Annotated in this window: 17 protein-coding genes; 5 read left to right on the top strand and 12 right to left on the bottom strand. The window is 45.5% G+C overall.

What is annotated here, in order from left to right; all coding sequences use genetic code 11:
* Positions 1 to 70 precede the first annotated feature (70 nt).
* Together D0T66_RS14305 and glyA are read right to left on the bottom strand one after the other, a co-directional pair.
* Positions 71 to 1,294, bottom strand: a complete 1,224-nt coding sequence (locus tag D0T66_RS14305; protein WP_163357994.1) for an FISUMP domain-containing protein — start codon at positions 1,292 to 1,294, stop codon at positions 71 to 73.
* 903 nt (positions 1,295 to 2,197) lie between these two features.
* Positions 2,198 to 3,478 carry a serine hydroxymethyltransferase gene (glyA, locus tag D0T66_RS14300; protein WP_163357993.1) on the bottom strand — a complete coding sequence of 427 codons (1,281 nt, stop codon included), beginning with the start codon at positions 3,476 to 3,478 and terminating at the stop codon, positions 2,198 to 2,200.
* A 252-nt stretch (positions 3,479 to 3,730) separates the two neighbouring features.
* Here glyA and D0T66_RS14295 point away from each other — a divergent pair, with 252 nt between their 5' ends.
* On the top strand, positions 3,731 to 5,203 hold the full coding sequence (locus D0T66_RS14295) for an O-antigen translocase (protein ID WP_163357992.1): 1,473 nt from the start codon (positions 3,731 to 3,733) through the stop codon (positions 5,201 to 5,203).
* Between the two features lie 55 nt (positions 5,204 to 5,258).
* Here the strand turns inward: D0T66_RS14295 and D0T66_RS14290 are convergent, their stop codons facing one another.
* From D0T66_RS14290 to D0T66_RS14255, 8 genes are all read right to left on the bottom strand, one after another.
* Complete coding sequence (locus D0T66_RS14290) at positions 5,259 to 5,771, bottom strand: DsbA family protein (protein ID WP_163357991.1); 513 nt, start codon at positions 5,769 to 5,771, stop codon at positions 5,259 to 5,261.
* A gap of 10 nt (positions 5,772 to 5,781) precedes the next feature.
* Entirely contained in the window at positions 5,782 to 6,237 is a 456-nt protein-coding gene (locus D0T66_RS14285) for a redoxin domain-containing protein (protein WP_163357990.1), read from the bottom strand.
* Between the two features lie 99 nt (positions 6,238 to 6,336).
* The gene (locus tag D0T66_RS14280) at positions 6,337 to 7,041 is read right to left on the bottom strand and encodes a 16S rRNA (uracil(1498)-N(3))-methyltransferase (RefSeq protein ID WP_163357989.1); all 705 of its coding nucleotides are present in this window, start codon (positions 7,039 to 7,041) and stop codon (positions 6,337 to 6,339) included.
* A 25-nt stretch (positions 7,042 to 7,066) separates the two neighbouring features.
* Complete coding sequence (locus tag D0T66_RS14275) at positions 7,067 to 7,840, bottom strand: DUF3667 domain-containing protein (RefSeq protein ID WP_163357988.1); 774 nt, start codon at positions 7,838 to 7,840, stop codon at positions 7,067 to 7,069.
* Between the two features lie 22 nt (positions 7,841 to 7,862).
* Positions 7,863 to 8,432: a xanthine phosphoribosyltransferase gene (xpt, locus tag D0T66_RS14270; RefSeq protein ID WP_163357987.1), complete on the bottom strand. Its 570-nt coding sequence runs from the start codon at positions 8,430 to 8,432 to the stop codon at positions 7,863 to 7,865.
* 7 nt (positions 8,433 to 8,439) lie between these two features.
* Entirely contained in the window at positions 8,440 to 9,801 is a 1,362-nt protein-coding gene (locus tag D0T66_RS14265; RefSeq protein WP_163357986.1) for a nucleobase:cation symporter-2 family protein, read from the bottom strand.
* 35 nt (positions 9,802 to 9,836) lie between these two features.
* Positions 9,837 to 11,357 carry a glutamine-hydrolyzing GMP synthase gene (guaA, locus tag D0T66_RS14260; protein WP_163357985.1) on the bottom strand — a complete coding sequence of 507 codons (1,521 nt, stop codon included), beginning with the start codon at positions 11,355 to 11,357 and terminating at the stop codon, positions 9,837 to 9,839.
* An 84-nt stretch (positions 11,358 to 11,441) separates the two neighbouring features.
* Positions 11,442 to 11,933 (bottom strand): hypothetical protein, encoded by a 492-nt coding sequence (locus D0T66_RS14255; RefSeq protein WP_163357984.1) that lies wholly within the window; start codon positions 11,931 to 11,933, stop codon positions 11,442 to 11,444.
* Between the two features lie 157 nt (positions 11,934 to 12,090).
* Here D0T66_RS14255 and D0T66_RS14250 point away from each other — a divergent pair, with 157 nt between their 5' ends.
* The 4 genes from D0T66_RS14250 to D0T66_RS14235 all read left to right on the top strand — a co-directional run bounded on the left by D0T66_RS14250 (position 12,091) and on the right by D0T66_RS14235 (position 15,051).
* A complete protein-coding gene (locus D0T66_RS14250; protein ID WP_163357983.1) occupies positions 12,091 to 13,071 on the top strand; it encodes a DUF6340 family protein in 981 nt (326 codons plus the stop codon).
* Between the two features lie 10 nt (positions 13,072 to 13,081).
* The gene (locus D0T66_RS14245; protein ID WP_163357982.1) at positions 13,082 to 13,798 is read left to right on the top strand and encodes a hypothetical protein; all 717 of its coding nucleotides are present in this window, start codon (positions 13,082 to 13,084) and stop codon (positions 13,796 to 13,798) included.
* Positions 13,799 to 13,877: 79 nt separating this feature from the next.
* Positions 13,878 to 14,207, top strand: a complete 330-nt coding sequence (locus D0T66_RS14240) for a zinc ribbon domain-containing protein YjdM (protein WP_163357981.1) — start codon at positions 13,878 to 13,880, stop codon at positions 14,205 to 14,207.
* Between the two features lie 22 nt (positions 14,208 to 14,229).
* Positions 14,230 to 15,051 carry an MBL fold metallo-hydrolase gene (locus tag D0T66_RS14235; RefSeq protein ID WP_163357980.1) on the top strand — a complete coding sequence of 274 codons (822 nt, stop codon included), beginning with the start codon at positions 14,230 to 14,232 and terminating at the stop codon, positions 15,049 to 15,051.
* A 1-nt stretch (position 15,052) separates the two neighbouring features.
* Here the strand turns inward: D0T66_RS14235 and D0T66_RS14230 are convergent, their stop codons facing one another.
* Entirely contained in the window at positions 15,053 to 15,823 is a 771-nt protein-coding gene (locus D0T66_RS14230; protein ID WP_163357979.1) for a GNAT family N-acetyltransferase, read from the bottom strand.
* Positions 15,820 to 16,719, bottom strand: coding sequence for a DUF2156 domain-containing protein (locus D0T66_RS14225; RefSeq protein ID WP_163357978.1), 900 nt, complete (start codon positions 16,717 to 16,719; stop codon positions 15,820 to 15,822). Before D0T66_RS14225 ends, D0T66_RS14230 begins: the two co-directional genes overlap by 4 nt.
* Between the last annotated feature and the right edge of the window lie 230 nt (positions 16,720 to 16,949).

Below are 16,949 nucleotides of genomic sequence, written 5' to 3'. Positions count from 1 at the left end.
AGGCTATTATATAGATAAAATTGTTTTATTTTATTACCCCCTCTTGTAGAGGGGGTAGGGGGGAGGTGGATTAGTCGTTTTTCTTGCAGCGGACGGAGAAGAGGCTGCCGCAGCCGGTCTGGCCACGGCCTGCAAACGCGAGGCTACGACGGACAGACCGGACCCATGCATTGTAGCTGCTGTAGGCACTCGCCGACCAGAAGTAGCCGATGTAGCCGTAATCGAGTGCCTTGGCAGTGCCGGCGTAGCCCGTAAGTACTACATTGAAGCCACCCCGCGCCGTAGAGAAGCTCTTGCCGTTGGGAGAGCCGTAGTTATGGCCCGGTAGCTCACACTCGCTCTTCATTGCCTCACCAAGGGTAGGGCCACGCCCACCTGCTGTCGTTTCCCAGGTAGAAGACCATGTGCTGTTAGCCGTAGCAGAATAGCTGGAAGCATGCTCGGTGAGTTCCTTTTCCAGTTCATTCCATTCACGGTCGGTAGGTACATGCCAGTTGGGTGGGCAAATACCCCGGATTTTTCCATCTTTGGCTCCTGGACTTGTTTCTTTTTTGACCTCTACTTCATTCGCACCGGGAACAGTGCCCGCTATCTGCCCCTGGTCTACTGTCTCGCTATTTTCGCCGTTAGTTGCAGCATACCAATTGTAAAGAATACCCATCTGTGGATCCCAGTCGGCCTGGGCTTGGGTAGGATAGTATGTTCCACCTGTACCGGTTGGCCCTTTCCAAGGATAAGCCCAGTATTTATCAGTGTAGGGACTGGATATCATGCCTGCATCATGACGATACCCTGTATAGCCATCTGCAGCCTTCGGTTCGTAGCGGAGGTTCTCCAACATCCAGTCGCCAGCGGTACTTCCAAAGTTACGGGCTAAGTAAACCTGATTGTCGCGAGGGTCAATAACTTCGTAAACAGCAGCAGAGATACCCGGCTGTCCTATTAGTTGCCATTCAGTCCCATCGAAAACATACAGCCCTTCGTAAATAGGGTCGACTGCACAATGGTCAGCTTTGGTGTTGTATACAGCCAATGCTGTATGGTCGTTCAATACCCAATTGCCACTTCCGCCGATAGAGGCCGATAGTTCAGCAGGAGTAGTAGGTTTCAGGTTAGTTAGCTCTACGCGAGGCATATTCAATCCGTGAGTGGTTGTTGCACCCTCGGTCAGGTCCAATAGTGCCCCCGCCCGTGGTGGTGTATTGCTCCCGATAGTTACTTGCCCATGCAGGCCGATTGTTGTTGTTAAGAAGGCTAATATGATAATAGCCTGTGTCAAGATTGTTCTTTTCATAATAATATCAATTTGGAAATTAGTAAATTCGAATATTTGAAAATTATTGCATTGTTAGCTTTGTCATCCCGAGTGGACACGAGGGATCTCTTTCGGTTTTCATGTAGGGGCAGACCAGTGTGTCTGCCTGATATATTGCTTTGCGGGCGACCCCACGCATATATATCCTTTTTAATTGCCTCCACTTTTAAGTGGAGGTCTCGAAGGGTTAGTTCAAAAAGGGCTTTAGCCAAATATCCTTTGACTAAAGTCATCTCCTGAAAGATGCAATCATATCCACGCCCTAAAAGGCGCGGCAACATTAGACTGTTATCCGTTGACTGATAGCTGTTAGTTTTATTGTCATCCTGAGTGGATACGAGGGATCTCTTTCCGATAACGGGGCGGGATGCCTCACACAAGGTTCGGCATGACAAAGTATTGTTGTTGACTGTTGACTGCTCACTGTTAACTGAAATATTGCCCCTCGCTCCCCCTCTTATGGAGGGGGCCGGGGGGAGGTAGGTACGGCTGTCGCAGCCGGAAATACCCCTGACATTAACACAAGCAAATATTATTGAGTTGACAAGTAGACGAGTTGACCAGTAAACAAGTTTATACCATTCTCGTGTACTCGTATACTTGTCTACTTGTTTACTTTTTTCTAAAAAAAGGACTCTGGAAATTTTGATTAATCCGAAATATTCATTATATTTCGTGTGTGTGTGTGTGTGTGTGGAAGTCTCATTTTTTCAACTATCAGGTTGATAAAACGAATCTTAAATAAGAATATGGTTGAATTGTGCCACATAATTTGTATTGCTATACTTCAGCAAAGGAACGAAAAAAAACGTAAACAATATACATTTTCATAAAAAAAAGCTGCCCGATGACCGGACAGCTTCTATTCTTTTCGAGAGAAATTTACCACGCAAAGAGCGGATAATCTTTCATAATACTATTCACCTTCTCGCGAACTGCTTTGATAGAAGCCTCATCTTCCGGCGCAGAAAGGACACGATCTATCAATTCCACCACTTCGCCCATCAGCGGTTCTTTTACACCTCTTGTCGTAAGAGCGGGAGTTCCGAAACGCAATCCCGATGTAAGGAACGGGCTGCGGCTATCGAACGGAACCATATTTTTATTAGTCGTGATATCGGCTGCTACAAGCGCCTTCTCAGCTAATTTACCTGTCAGTTCAGGGAACTTAGGGCGAAGGTCGATAAGCATGCTGTGATTATCCGTACCTCCCGAAATTACCTTATAGCCCATATCCATAAATGCCTGTGCCATAACGGCTGCATTCTTTTTCACCTGTGTCTGATATTCCTTGTACGAAGGATCTAACGCTTCGGCAAACGAAACAGCCTTAGCGGCAATAACGTGCTCCAGTGGTCCTCCCTGTATGCCCGGGAATACGGCAGAATCGAGCAATGCCGACATCATGCGTGTTTCGCCTTTCAGTGTTTTCTTGCCCCAAGGATTTTCGAAGTCCTTGCCTACCAAGATAGCCCCTCCGCGTGGCCCACGAAGCGTTTTGTGCGTTGTGGTAGTCACGATATGCGCATGTGGAAGCGGATTATTAAGCAATCCGGCAGCAATCAGTCCGGCAGGATGTGCCATATCCACCAAAAAAAGCGCTCCTACCGAATCTGCAATTTTGCGGATGCGGGCGTAATCCCAATCGCGGGAATAAGCCGAGGCTCCTGCTATAATCAGTTTGGGCTTTTCGCTTCGGGCAACCTGTTCCATCTGCTCGTAATCGACTAAGCCGGTATCTTCTTTTACATTGTACTCCAACGCATGGTAAACCAATCCCGAGAAATTCACAGGCGAACCGTGCGAAAGGTGTCCTCCATGCGAAAGGTTCAATCCAAGGAATTTGTCTCCCGGTTGCATGCAGGCAATAAATACGGCAGCATTGGCTTGTGCACCCGAATGCGGTTGCACATTGGCATATTCGGCTCCGAATAGCTGTTTCAGGCGGTCTATTGCCAATTGCTCGCTTTGGTCTACTATTTCGCACCCCCCATAATAACGTTTCCCCGGATAGCCTTCGGCATATTTATTGGTCAAAACCGAACCCATTGCTTCCATCACTTGCTGGCTGACAAAGTTTTCGGAGGCAATTAACTCTATACCTTTCAATTGGCGCTGGTATTCTTTCTCGATAATATCAAAGATAGCAGTGTCTCTTTTCATACGTTTTCGAAATTATTTAGTTATATATGAGGTTAAATAGAGCATAAAGGTAGTGATTATAATTTATCGGACGATCACTTTGCATACATTTTTCTATTTGAAAGCAATTTCAGCAATTATACAGCACAACGATTGATTATCCGAACAAGACAGCTCATTTAGTCACAATTCTGCGAATTCAAACATTCTATTTAATTTCTTTCTTTTCGATGGTTTTTGATTACCTTTGTTATCGGTCTAAACCTTATATAGTTGGCAAAACAAAACGATTCATATAACCGAATCCTGAAATCGACGAGTATATTCGGCGGTTCGCAGGTGGTGACGATTATCATCGGCATAATACGTACCAAGATTATTGCCGTCCTGCTCAGTAAAACGGGCGTGGGGCTGATAGGCGTTTACCAATCGATCATCGATCTCACCCGCTCGGTAACCAATCTGGGTATCGACACGGGAGGGGTGAAAGATATTGCCGCAGCTGCCGCCAAAGATGACGGGCAACACCTCAACAAAGTAATTGCTATCCTCAAACAATGGTTCTGGCTGACGGCTTGGATCGGGCTGTTTACGTGTATTGTTTTTTGTATGCCTATCAGCCTCTGGGCTTTCGGCGATCCGCAGTATTCGATGGCAATAGCCGCTTTGTCCGTCTGCATTTTCTTCTCTACAATGGCAACAGGTCGTTCGGTAGTCATGCAGGGGATGCAGCGCATCGGCTATATGGCAAAATCGGCTATATGGGCGAGTTTTTTCGGCTTGCTGGCAGTTGTTCCGCTTTATTATTTCTTAGGTACAGAGGGAATTATTCCCGCGCTTATCGTCAGCAGCGTGATATTGTACATCTGCGCCGAATATTATTACCGTAAACTGAAAATCCAGCCGGTAAAGGTAGATAACAAAGAGGCATTCGAGGTTGGATTGAGCACGCTCAAACTGGGCTTGTTTATTGTCCTTTCGAATATCATCTACACGGTGAGCATGTTTCTTATCCGCACCTATCTTATCCGCATGATGGATATTCAGATAGCCGGATTGTTTCAGGCGGTATGGACTATTACAACTGTCTATTTAGGATTGATTCTCCGTTCGATGGGGACGGATTTTTTCCCCCGCTTGTCAGCTATTGCGGAACAGAAAGAAGAATCGAACAAGCTCATCAACGAGCAAAGTTATATTGTACTTGTCATCGCTTCGCCCATTGTTATGGGGATGCTCCTTTTCTCCGATTGGGTGCTGACGATTCTCTATTCTGCCGAATTCGGACAGGCATCTACCCTACTCGAATGGTTTGTATTGGGTACCTTCCTCAAAGTGCTTTCGTGGCCGATAGCCTTCGTCTTGCTCGCCAGGAATAAGGGTGTGATGTTTTTAATCTCCGAAGTACTATTCTATGGCTCGTTTCTGGGCGTGGCATACTACCTCTTTCCGTCTTATGGGCTGGATGCTGTGGGCATGGGCTATCTGGCGGCATATGTGGTGTATCTGCTGACGGTTCTTATAATGGGGATGAAGCTGACTTCTTTCCGTTGGGATGGGAAAAATATACTGATGATTTTAGTCAACCTGTTACTGGTAGGAGGATTGTTTTATATTATCCGCTTCCAAGGGGAATACAGGTACATAATCGGCAGTGTTTTGCTGGCTGTTGCGGTGGCATATGCGTTGATTAATCTAAGAAAAGTATTCACATTCAACGATTTCAGAGGGTGGTTCAAAAAATAAAAGCAATAAGGCTTCCTGAAATCAGAAAGCCTTATCTATAGATGAAATGAAAATATTACAACCCTGCAAATGCTAAAATAGCTTCGGCTGTCATTTCGCCTTCATATTTCTCACCATTGATGAAAAACGAAGGTGTTCCGTTTACTCCACTTCTTAATCCACTCTCCAGATCTCCCTCTACTTTGCTTGTGTACTTCGGGTTGGAAAAGTCTGATTCGAATTTTTCAACATCCAAATCGAGTTCGTCGGCATATTGTAATAAATGGCTGTCGTCAAGATGTTCTTGATTCTCAAACAGCATATCATGCATTTCCCAGAATTTTTTCATACCGCCTGCTACTTCGGAGGCAATTGCTGCGCTTGCTGCATAGCGATGTATATTCGTCAGTGGGAAGTTACGAAAAACGAATTTCAGCTTATCGCCCAATTCTTTTTGTATCTTCTTCACTACATAATATGCCTGCCCGCAATAAGGGCATTGATAATCTCCATACTCAACCAATTCGATAGGGGCATTGGTACTGCCCTGTATATGGTCTTTTTTGCTGACCGCTTCTCTTAGTGCCATATCTTTTGTTTTATTTCGTTAGTTTCTCTAATGCATCCAAAACGCCGTCGACACCCGGATTGATTCCTTCGGGCGAGAGGTAGCTCCAGCGGATAACCCCATCTTTGTCGATGAGGTATATCGAGCGTTTGCTATGTCCTTTTTCATCATACGATTCGTATAGCTTCGAAATCGCTCCTTTCGGCTCGAAATCGGCTAAAAGAGGAAATTTAAGTTGGCGCTCCTTGGCAAAAGCCATGTGCGACCATTTGCTGTCTACCGAGATACCAATCACAATTGCGTTGTGCTTCTCGAACAAGGGAAGGGAAAGATTGAAGAGCGACATCTCGTCACTGCATACGGGGCTCCAATCCGCCGGATAGAAGACAAGAATTACATTTTTCCCTTTTAGTTCGCTAAGACCTAACTCCTGATCGGGAGTACAATTGAGCTTGAAGTCGGGTGCTTTTGTTCCGTTGGCTAACATATTATTGACGTTTTAATATTTATGGTATTAAAACAAGCTTCAATATGATATGTTCGGGAAGTTAACGTAGTTTAAGAGGAAGGACAGATAGTCAAAGGATTACCAATTCAGCGCATGAATAGAATGGCAGGCAACCAAAGCGGCAGTTTCTGTTCTGAGGCGGCTTTCGCCTAACGAAATAGGTTCGAATCCGGCTTCTATCGCTTTTTGTACCTCCTCTTCGCTGAAGTCTCCTTCGGGGCCGATAAGGATAAGGACATTTTCGCCTTTGTGGTAAGTATCTTTCAATAAGGACTTTTCGCCATCGTAGCAATGGGCAATAAATTTCCTCCCCTCGAATGGTTGTTGGATGAATTTAGCAAAGGGTATCATCTCGTCCAATTGCGGGAGGATTGCTTTTTGGGACTGCTTCATGGCCGAAACGAGTATTTTCTCTATTCGCGGCAATTTGATTTCTTTCCGCTCCGAATAGCGGCAGAGGACAGGCGAAAAATGGTCGATGCCTATTTCGGTCGCTTTCTCGGCAAACCATTCGATGCGGTCGATATTCTTGGTCGGGGCAAAAGCTATCTGCAGATTGAAATTCCAGTTTTTAGGGGCTTCTATCCTGTTAGCGATTTCGACAAAGCAATGCTTGGGATTGGCTTCGATAATCTTAGCGTCATAGAAATGGCCTTTCCCGTCGGTGAGGTATATTTCATCGCCTTCGGTCTTGCGCAAAACACGCACAGCATGTTTGCCTTCTTCTTCGGGCAATTCCGTAGAAACGGCAATATCGGGCGTATAGAAGATTGTTTTTTCCATCAGATAAAATGGTAGATCAATGAAATCATAAGTTCAATTTAAAGATAATGATACCACTAAAAATCCCTCCTAATACAAAAATAGAAAATATATATCCTAAAAAATAAGCAAGGAAAGGTAACGAAATCCGGGGTATCATTTTATATTTATTAAATACATTGAAATACATATAACCTATTAAAAGGAGAGAGAGAGGGGTTACAAGCATCAATACTTTTAGATTTGATACATAATAGCTCACAGGGATAGAAAGTATTTGTAACAGCATTGCATGCCCGTGTATATAGGAATTAATGACCAGATGTTCGCCATAATTATATTTTTCCTTCCTATAAATTAAAAAAGAACCTAATGCATATAAAGGGAGTAATAACAATGTAGAAATGGCTGTATGATCATTAACTATGCTAAATAGAGACCTTATTATTTCATTCATTGTTAGCATAATAGGACTATCTAGTATAGGCCGGGAAGATATCTGAAAATCATTGGCATCTATAATAGGCACTCCGATAAAATGCATAATCACCGTATAGATAGTAGCCAAAATGAAAACATAGGCAAAAGGCTTGAAATACTTGGCGCGTTTACCTTCCAGATAGTTACGGATGGTTTGCCCGGGACGTAGAGTTAATTCTTTGATTGTGAAAAGGATTCCTTTATCTACGTGGAGCACTCCATGAAGAAAATCGTGTATTATGTGGTGCAGGTCTATTCGTCCGGTATGCATCGTCTGTCCGCAATCGGGGCAATAGTTACCTGTTGCTGTTTGTCCGCAATTTTTACATACTTCTGACATATTTTGCTGGTTGATAGGTTAATCAATCCTCAAATATAATCTTATTATTCCCTAATTCCTTAATTTTTGCTAACGATTCCACATTAATATCCAATTCGCGAAGCCTGTCACCGCCATCCTGAAACGACTTTTCGATAATAAATCCCATTCCCAGCAGTTCCGCTCCGGCCTCTTTTACGAGATTGTTGACGGCAATTGCTGCATTACCGTTTGCCAGAAAGTCGTCGATAAAGAGGACTTTATCATTCTCGTTCAGAAAGTCGCGGCTTATACAAATCGTATAATCACGGTCTTTGGTAAAAGAATGGGCTGTTGTCGATACGGGGTTGACCATTGTCTTGGGTTCGGCCTTCTTGACAAATACCACAGGCAATTCTAACAGGTAGCCGGTCATAATGGCCGGAGCAATACCACTCGCCTCTATGGTAACTATCTTATTGATGGGCAGATTCCCGAAACGGCGGACAAATTCCACAGCAATGGATTTCATCAAAATAGGATCCATCTGATGATTGATAAAACTATCTACTTTGAGGATGCCTCCGTCGAAACTTTTTCCGTCTTTCAGTATGCGATTTTTCAGTATTTTCATATAATCATTATTCTTTAATTCGGATAACAAGATTGGCGATAATAGCGATTAATCCGCCCGTTGCGATGCCGGAAGAGAAAATTCCTTTGAACCATGCCGGTGTCTGCGAAAGAATATCGGGAACAAGCTCGACCCCTAATCCGCAGGCAAAACTTACGGCCAACACCAGAATAGCCTTACGGTTGATATTCTGCGAAGCAATAATACGTATACCCGAAGCGGCTACTGTACCGAACATCAACAACGTAGCACCACCCAATACGGGTTCGGGCATAATGGAAAATATCCCTCCGATAAAAGGAAATGCACTAAGGACAACCAGAAATCCGGCAATATAATATCCTACATAGCGGCTGGCAACACCTGTCAATTGTATCAACCCGTTATTCTGGGCGAATATGGAAGTCGGGAAGGCATTAAACATCCCTGCAAAAAGGGAGCTGATACCATCGCCCAAAATACCACCTTGCACACGCTTCATAAACTTAGGCCCTTCGATCGGTTCGCCACCGATCATCGAGTTGGCGGTAATGTCTCCGTAGGCCTCGATAGACGTGATGAAATAAATCAGCGCTATGGCAATGAAAACCCCTACATCAAATCCCAATCCGTATTTGAACGGCACAGGAACGGTTATAGAACCGAAGCCCGATAGCTGCGAGAAATCAATCATTCCCATGCAATAGGCTATTATATAGCCCACAATCAAACCGATAACAATCGAACCCATGCGCAGGTATTTATTGCCTACGCTATTCAGCAGGATGATAGTAAGCAAAACAATTCCGGCCAACAGTAAATTCTGATAGCTTCCCATTGTTCCTGCCTCCATTGCACTGAAACCACCTCCACAAGAGATAATAGCTACTTTGATAAGGCTCAACCCGATCATCGTCACCACAATACCCGAAACAAGCGGGGTTATCACTTTGCGGGTATATTTTAGCAGGCGGCTGACAATCATTTCCACCGGCGAGGCTGCCATGCAAACGCCGAAGATAATAGGAAGGGCAGCTACACCCATCCCTCCGAATCCGGCTGTCAATGGGCCTATAAAAGAGAAACTCGTCCCCTGTATACAGAGCAATCCCGAACCTACAGCTCCAAAACGGCGGCATTGCACAAAGGTAGAAACGCCGGAAGTCAGCAAAGCCATCGATACGAGAAATGCTGTCGTCTCCGTATCTAATCCTAATGCTCCCGCTATGATAAGGGGCGGCGTAATGATGGCGACAAAGATTGCGAGTAAATGCTGTAAAGCGACAAACAACGCTTCTTTGAATGGGGGGCGATCTTCTATCTGGTAGATGAGATCGGTTTTTTTAATCGGCTGGATGATTTCGTCCGCCTCTTGTTTAGAGATTTCCATTGATGAGAATAATTATAATAAAAAAAGAGTGGGGATTATTCCCACTCGATGGTTGCAGGCGGTTTGGACGAAATATCGTAAACGACGCGGTTGACGCCTTTTACCTTATTGATGATTTCGTTCGATACCTTCGCCAGAAACTCGTACGGAAGATGTGCCCAATCGGCTGTCATGGCATCGGTAGAAGTCACGGAGCGCAAGGCTATCGTGTTTTCATACGTACGCTCGTCGCCCATCACGCCGACTGACTGCACAGGCAACAGGATTGCCCCTGCCTGCCAAACCTGATCGTAGAGTTTATGCTCGCGCAAAGCACGGATAAATATATCGTCTGCATTCTGAACGATCTCTACTTTTTCGGGCGTAATATCGCCCAATATGCGGATGCCAAGCCCCGGTCCCGGGAACGGGTGACGCTTGATCAAATGTTCCATCATGCCGAGCTCCAGTCCGACCTTGCGAACTTCGTCCTTGAATAGCAGGCGAAGCGGCTCAACTAATTTAAGGTTCATTTTTTCAGGCAATCCACCTACATTGTGGTGAGACTTGATAACTGTGCCTGTTATGGAGAGAGACTCGATGATATCAGGGTAGATAGTTCCCTGTCCGAGCCATTTAATATTGTTCAGTTTATGCGCCTCCTCATCGAATACGTCGATAAATCCTTTTCCGATGATTTTGCGTTTCTGCTCCGGATCTGTCACTCCCGCCAATGCCTTGTAGAATCTGTCGCGGGCATTTATACCGATAACGTTCAGCCCTAAATGCTCATAGTCTTTCAACACCTGCTCGAATTCGTTTTTGCGGAGCAAACCGTGATCAACAAAGATACATGTCAGGTTTTTGCCGATTGCCCTGTTCAACAACACGGCTGTAACGGATGAATCCACACCTCCCGAAAGGGCAAGGATTACTTTGTCGTCGCCCAATTGCTGTTTCAACTCGGCAACAGTGGATTCGATGAACGAAACAGGCGACCAGTCGCGTTTCACCCCACACATGTTCAGGAAGTTGCTCAACAGACGCGTTCCGTCTGTTGTATGGAATACTTCGGGATGGTATTGCACAGCCCAGGTTGTTTCTCCGTTTATTTTGTATGCAGCATTCTTTACATCCTTCGTGCTGGCTATCACCTCGAAGTTATCGGGCAGATAGGTGATGGTATCGCCGTGCGACATCCATACCTGTGTACCTTCGGGGATTCCGTCGAATAGCGGTTCGTTAGCATTGATTTTATCCAAATGGGCACGTCCATACTCGCGCGAATCGCCTTTTTCGACCTTTCCTCCGGAGGAATAGGCCAGGTATTGCGCCCCGTAGCATATACCCAATACCGGATATTTGCCGCGAATCTGACTGAGATCCGGCTTGAACGATTGAGCATCATTCACCGAAAAAGGGCTACCCGAAAGGATTACACCTTTTACCGTTGTATCGCCGAAAGGAAACTTGTTGTAAGGAACTATTTCGCAGTAAGTATTCAGGTCTCTGACTCTGCGACCGATTAGCTGGGTGGTTTGCGAACCAAAATCGAGGATGATAATTTTCTCGTGCATGCTGAATAATATTATTATTTAGATGCGCACAAAGATACTTATTTTTTTCGATAGCCAAGAAAGTGTTTCCTATATAAATTTATGTTATTTAACCACCTCGCTCTTAACGGTTATATTCAGTTCGTTATCAGGATTTTTCAGATCGTATATCCGGCCGGAAGTTATGTACTCCTTGCCAGCTACAATCGGGGCACCCATCCGGACTGTCAGCGAGAATACATTTGTGCCCGGGTCGTAACCGGCTTCACCTTTATACAAATCGCTACCCTCCAAAACGACATTCCCGTCAGGATCGGTTACCGTCAATTCGCCGCCCGGATATATTTTGCCGTCTTCAACCGTAAATCCGGTGAGGTTCTCGATGCTGATAAACAAGGTTTTCCCCATGGCTATCTCTTTGCTTTTCAGGGGAGTATTTTTATTCGTATCGAATACTTTCACGTCATCTATACGAAAGCCATTGTAGGAATAAGAAAGGCCTACAGTAGGTTTTGCTTTTGTTCCTGCGCTAAAACTACAGGCAGTCAACAGAGAGGCAAATACAAGGAAAAATGGGAGGTAAATTACTTTTTTCATTGCTGATTAGACTTTTATGTGTTAGTAAAATATGAGCAAAGATAAAGCATTTTTCAGTGCAATCAAAGATGTTATTCTATATAAATTTGTACTTTTATGATTCGATATTGTTAATTCGTCACCAGACTTAGCTGTCTGCTAAAACAAGATTTTGAATATGAAAAAGGCATTTCTATTGACACTATTGCTCCCTGCATTTTTAGGCTCGTGTATCAGCGTGAAGCATACAGCGTTCGAAGTGAAAGAACCTGCCCATATAACACTTCCGCCCGAAGTGGTGAATATCATCCTTGCCGACAATGCTTTAGTCGCCCCTTACGAAGGCGAGCCCGAAGAAGGACTGATAACCTTCGACAGTATCAAAGTTTCTTTTGTAGAAGAACTGCAAAAGCAACTGACCGATGCGCACTTTTTCGGTAGTGTAGAGATATACCCTTACGAGATGCGCTCCGATACGGCTTACTGGCAAGAGCTTCCGCTTTCGGCCAAAGATGTGACTGATATTTGTGCCGAAACGGAGAATGACGCAGTGATTTCGGTGGACAACTTTTTCATCTCGATGACTACTTTTCCAGAACAGCTTCCTATCGAATACGCATCGGGTGTATCGATGAATATCATCTCTAAGCTGCGCCTGTACAACATGGACGGGACGGAGCTTTACGTTCCGCTCATATTCAATGACACCCTCTACTGGAACAAATTGGATAACAACTGGAATCCTATCCCATTCCCGTCGACGAAGGAAATGATAGAAGAAGGCATAGAAATGGCCTCGGAAGTATTGGTTAAACAGCTTACCCCTTACTGGAGCCTACAGAACCGGGTATATTTCGCCGAAAACGACACAGAGACATTAATCACCCAAAACAAATGGAACGAGGCTTTTGCCATATGGGAAAAGGCATTCGAGACAGAGAAGAAAGCCGCCAAACGTGCCCGTCTGGCATTCGACATAGCACTCTATTATGAATATACGGACGATATAGAAAAGGCCAACGAATGGATGTCGACGGCTTTGGACTTGTTACCCGCCAGCCAAAGCGTAAACATCCACAAGCATTTCGATAATTATAAAGAGACTTTGGAGAAGCGGCAGGTTTCGCGCAATAAACTCAAAGAGCAAATAGGACAATAGCCTCAACCGAATGTCTGATAAAGAGATAACCATACGCAAACTGCAAACCTTCCGAAAGAGGAAGCATACACAAATGGCCTTTTACGATGTAGATCTGGAAGAATACCAAATCTATGTAGACGGGTGCGTCGGGGAGTTGCTCGATGTCGTGGAGCAGGATGCATCTGACCGGCAGAAGAAAAGCATCCTGATAAGATACCTGAAATACCTCCGCGGGATGCGGATAATCGAAACCGAGGAGCGGGAATATGTCACTCACGAGTTTTATGAGTTATCGCAGATTGTAGGCGTGAATGTCAGCTTCCACCTCAACAGGGTCATCTATGGATTGTTTATGATTATTGCCACAAAAGCCCTAAAAGTACTTTACTTCTGGAGAAGGCCAAAAGAAAGGGGCGAATCTGATAACGGAAGAATCCGGGAAGAGTTTGAAATCACCTGCACCGATTGCCAATACAAGATGCTGGGAGATGCAGCCTTCTACGAATCCGATACGCAAAACGATGTATGGCTGGGAAAGGTAATCGTGGAATGCCCCGTGTGCGGGACATATAACCTCGTCTTTTTCGAAGACAGGGAAGGCTATCACGGCTTTGTGCAGGGAGACTATCGTGTGATAGAAGATTTAGACACCTGGCCACGCGAAGACTATTCGCAAAAGATGCACTGGACAAGGGAACAGGCCGAACAACGCCTGCAACAAATCAAGTATTGGCGCAAAGGCTAATCCAACGCCATTCGGAGGGGAAGATTTGGATAGCCTCCTATCTTTTGTTATCTTTGTCGCTCAATCAAATAACAACAACATGGCAGAATTTCCAGATTGTCCTGCTTGCAGCATGGCTAACACTTACTTTGACGGAACAAATTATGTATGTCCCGACTGTTTCCACGAATGGAGCGGAGAGGCTGATGTGCAAACCGAAGATAATACTCCGCGCGACAGCAACGGCGCCGAACTACAGGACGGCGATGCGGTGACAGTCATCAAAGACCTGAAAGTAAAAGGTTCGTCGATGGTTATCAAACGCGGAACGAAGGTAAGAAGCATCCGTCTGACCGACGATCCTACCGAGGTAGACTGCAAAATCGAAGGCTCGAGCATCGTACTGAAAACATGCTTCCTCAAGAAGTAGGAAAAGCATCCCGACAAACACAATGCAACTCGACTTATTCTCGCAACCACAATTCCGGTTCTTTAGCCTCGGAAGCGGTAGCAGCGGCAACTGCTATTACCTCGGCACAAAGGAATACGGCGTCCTGATAGATGCCGGGATAGGCATACGCACCATCCGGAAGACACTGCGCGAATATGGTGTTTCGTTCGAGCGCATTCTGGGTGTCCTTGTCACGCACGACCATGCCGACCACATCAAAACGGCCGGTTGCCTCAGCAACAAATACAATATCCCTATCTACACCACCGAGAGTGTGCATGCGGGAATCGTACGCAGCCGCTATCTACAGATAGAGAGCCTCAACAGCAAACATATCATCCGGAAGGAAGAACCCTTTTTTATCAAAGACCTCAAGATTACGGCCTTCGAAGTGCCGCACGACAGCATCGAGAATCTGGGCTACCACATCGAGACCAACGGGCAAACCTTTGTCCTGCTGACGGATATCGGACGCTTCACGGACACTATCCGCCGCTATGCCGGACGAGCCAACCATTTGGTTATCGAATCCAATTATGATGAGACGATGTTGCGCAACGGGCCTTATCCGTATTATCTGAAAGAGCGCATTTCATCCGGGATGGGGCATATCAGCAACCACCTGTCGGCCCAGTTTATTGCCGAAATCTATCATAAAGGAATGAAAAACATCTGGTTATGCCACCTCAGCCAAGAAAACAACCATCCCGAATTAGCGTATAACACGGTGGTAGACAGCTTGCTGAAGATAGGAGTAAAACCGTCGGACGTAAGGCTCGAAACACTCAACAGGCACAAAGCTTCGGGATTGAGAGAATTCTAAACTATTCCAACATCAGGTTAATAACAGGCCTTTGCTGCGGAAACAGGTGATACTGCTTGGGCAGCTTATCTATTTTATAGCCGAACAAGAGGCGGCACAACAGCCGTTCGTCTCTGTCTTCGTGGATAGCCAAGCCGGTTGATTGCCTATATAGGTCTTTCAGATAGGGGGCATCGATGATTTTGGCCATTCCGTTCAGGTTGAACTTATCGGGGAATCCATCTGTTTCGGCATCGCGGACAATGGCGAGAAAGTTATCGAAAGTCTTTTGAACAGTCACATCCTGCCAGTTAAATACCTTATCGAATTCCTGATAAGCCTTTTCTGAGGTTTCATTTCTGTCTATTAGTTCCTTGATGGAGGGCAAAGGCGTATCGCTCTTTTCGAATACCTGCTCGAACCCGAAGCGGTTGTAATAAGCCATCAGGCTTTCTTCGGCAGGCACAAGTATCGAAAGCGGTATGGCGCGCTCGCGCATCACCTCGAACGAGCGATGTATCAGTTGCCCCATATATCCCCTCCCCCTGTATTCGGGCATAGTGCCAAGTCCGCCCAGATAGTAAAACGGCACATCCGCACCATGAAATGAAAGGGTGTAAGGAAACATGTGCAATGCGGCTACCGGCTCGCCTCCGTCGAAGTAGAGCAGGGTATGCTCATACTTATACTGCTCTCCGAAAACAATGTCCAGAAATTCATCCGTGTCGCCAAAGCATGTTTTCCACAGGTGGCGCACATCGGCTATCGTATGTTCGTCGGCAAAGCGTATCATGGATTCACAGGTACTACAATAGCTTCTTGCAAAAGAATATCGGGTATGTAAGACATCTTAGCTTTGCGCAGGTTCTCCAGTCCCATATCTTCTTCGCGGTTGATGTAGGTGAAGTGCGACGCCTCGTTGCGGACAAACTCCTGGTTGATGATAGTATAAGCCCCGTTGATTTCGGCATAAGCCTTCTCGACATGTACGACAAACGAATCCTCGGTCAGCGGTTCGCCAATGGTGAAAGCAACCAGCTTGCCGTTCACCCGGATGCCGCCTCCGCGAAGCCCGAGGTACTCAAAATTGTCGAGCATCAATTTGGTGGCTATATAATCGCAACGCAGCGCCTTGTCGCCATCATTATGCGCATCTTCCCAATCGTCGAGCATATCCACACACTCCTGATAATCGGATTGCGAGGTCAGCGGAAAGTATTCCCAATCGGGGTTATCCGCTTTGAAACGGTTGATATGGTTGCGCTTACTCTGCAACTTTTTGCCACTCAGGTTGATAAGCCGCTCCGACAGGTAGATATACTCGTCGTTGTCGCGGTCGTGCGTATACCTGAACTCACCGGGCATCTCCGCCTCTATGCGTATCCACATCCGCTCGGATATAGCTTTCATCACAAAGGGAATACCATTCTGGCGGGCATCTTCCCTTATCAACGCGAATGCCTCTTTGAGGGGCATCTTCCCGATGGGCATCATATAATAATATTGCCCGTTGATGTCCTGCGAACGGAGAAAAAGCGTTTCGCGCTCGATGGTAAACATCGTCTTGAAGCACGCTTTCCACGCATACAAATTGGTGAAAGAGAAATCGCAAGCCCTGTATGGGTTGCCCGTGAGGCAACAATCTATCGCCTTTTTGTCGGCGAGTGTAATATCTTTGAACTGTATCATAACTGCATATTTAACAAATCTACAATTAATATTGTTCCGACCGGTTAAAGGCTGCAATTTTTTAAGTTCTATTTAGAATTTGCATCACGAACAAAACAGTTGTCAAGTTCTGCAAAAACCTACATCACTGATTATCAACCGAAATTTAGTTAAAACTTGACACTCTTGACATATTTGACGCGATACAGTGTTTTTTCACCCCCTCCAACCTCCCCCAACAAGGGGAGGCT

Source organism: Dysgonomonas sp. 25 (assembly GCF_010501075.1).
Lineage (GTDB): Bacteria > Bacteroidota > Bacteroidia > Bacteroidales > Dysgonomonadaceae > Dysgonomonas.
The sequence above is the reverse complement of the archived record's forward strand: the minus strand, read 5'-3'. Positions and strand labels throughout refer to the sequence as shown.

Bases quoted from the DNA above. Each gene is read 5' to 3' on its own strand.
- D0T66_RS14255 (WP_163357984.1), bottom strand. From the start codon at position 11,933: ATGAAAAAAGTAATTTACCTCCCATTTTTCCTTGTATTTGCCTCTCTG.
- D0T66_RS14235 (WP_163357980.1), top strand. From the start codon at position 14,230: ATGCAACTCGACTTATTCTCGCAACCACAATTCCGGTTCTTTAGCCTC.
- D0T66_RS14265 (WP_163357986.1), bottom strand. From the start codon at position 9,801: ATGGAAATCTCTAAACAAGAGGCGGACGAAATCATCCAGCCGATTAAA.
- D0T66_RS14240 (WP_163357981.1), top strand. From the start codon at position 13,878: ATGGCAGAATTTCCAGATTGTCCTGCTTGCAGCATGGCTAACACTTAC.
- xpt (WP_163357987.1), bottom strand. From the start codon at position 8,432: ATGAAAATACTGAAAAATCGCATACTGAAAGACGGAAAAAGTTTCGAC.
- glyA (WP_163357993.1), bottom strand. From the start codon at position 3,478: ATGAAAAGAGACACTGCTATCTTTGATATTATCGAGAAAGAATACCAG.
- guaA (WP_163357985.1), bottom strand. From the start codon at position 11,357: ATGCACGAGAAAATTATCATCCTCGATTTTGGTTCGCAAACCACCCAG.
- D0T66_RS14305 (WP_163357994.1), bottom strand. From the start codon at position 1,294: ATGAAAAGAACAATCTTGACACAGGCTATTATCATATTAGCCTTCTTA.
- D0T66_RS14250 (WP_163357983.1), top strand. From the start codon at position 12,091: ATGAAAAAGGCATTTCTATTGACACTATTGCTCCCTGCATTTTTAGGC.
- D0T66_RS14230 (WP_163357979.1), bottom strand. From the start codon at position 15,823: ATGATACGCTTTGCCGACGAACATACGATAGCCGATGTGCGCCACCTG.
- D0T66_RS14285 (WP_163357990.1), bottom strand. From the start codon at position 6,237: ATGTTAGCCAACGGAACAAAAGCACCCGACTTCAAGCTCAATTGTACT.
- D0T66_RS14245 (WP_163357982.1), top strand. From the start codon at position 13,082: ATGTCTGATAAAGAGATAACCATACGCAAACTGCAAACCTTCCGAAAG.
- D0T66_RS14275 (WP_163357988.1), bottom strand. From the start codon at position 7,840: ATGTCAGAAGTATGTAAAAATTGCGGACAAACAGCAACAGGTAACTAT.
- D0T66_RS14280 (WP_163357989.1), bottom strand. From the start codon at position 7,041: ATGGAAAAAACAATCTTCTATACGCCCGATATTGCCGTTTCTACGGAA.
- D0T66_RS14290 (WP_163357991.1), bottom strand. From the start codon at position 5,771: ATGGCACTAAGAGAAGCGGTCAGCAAAAAAGACCATATACAGGGCAGT.
- D0T66_RS14225 (WP_163357978.1), bottom strand. From the start codon at position 16,719: ATGATACAGTTCAAAGATATTACACTCGCCGACAAAAAGGCGATAGAT.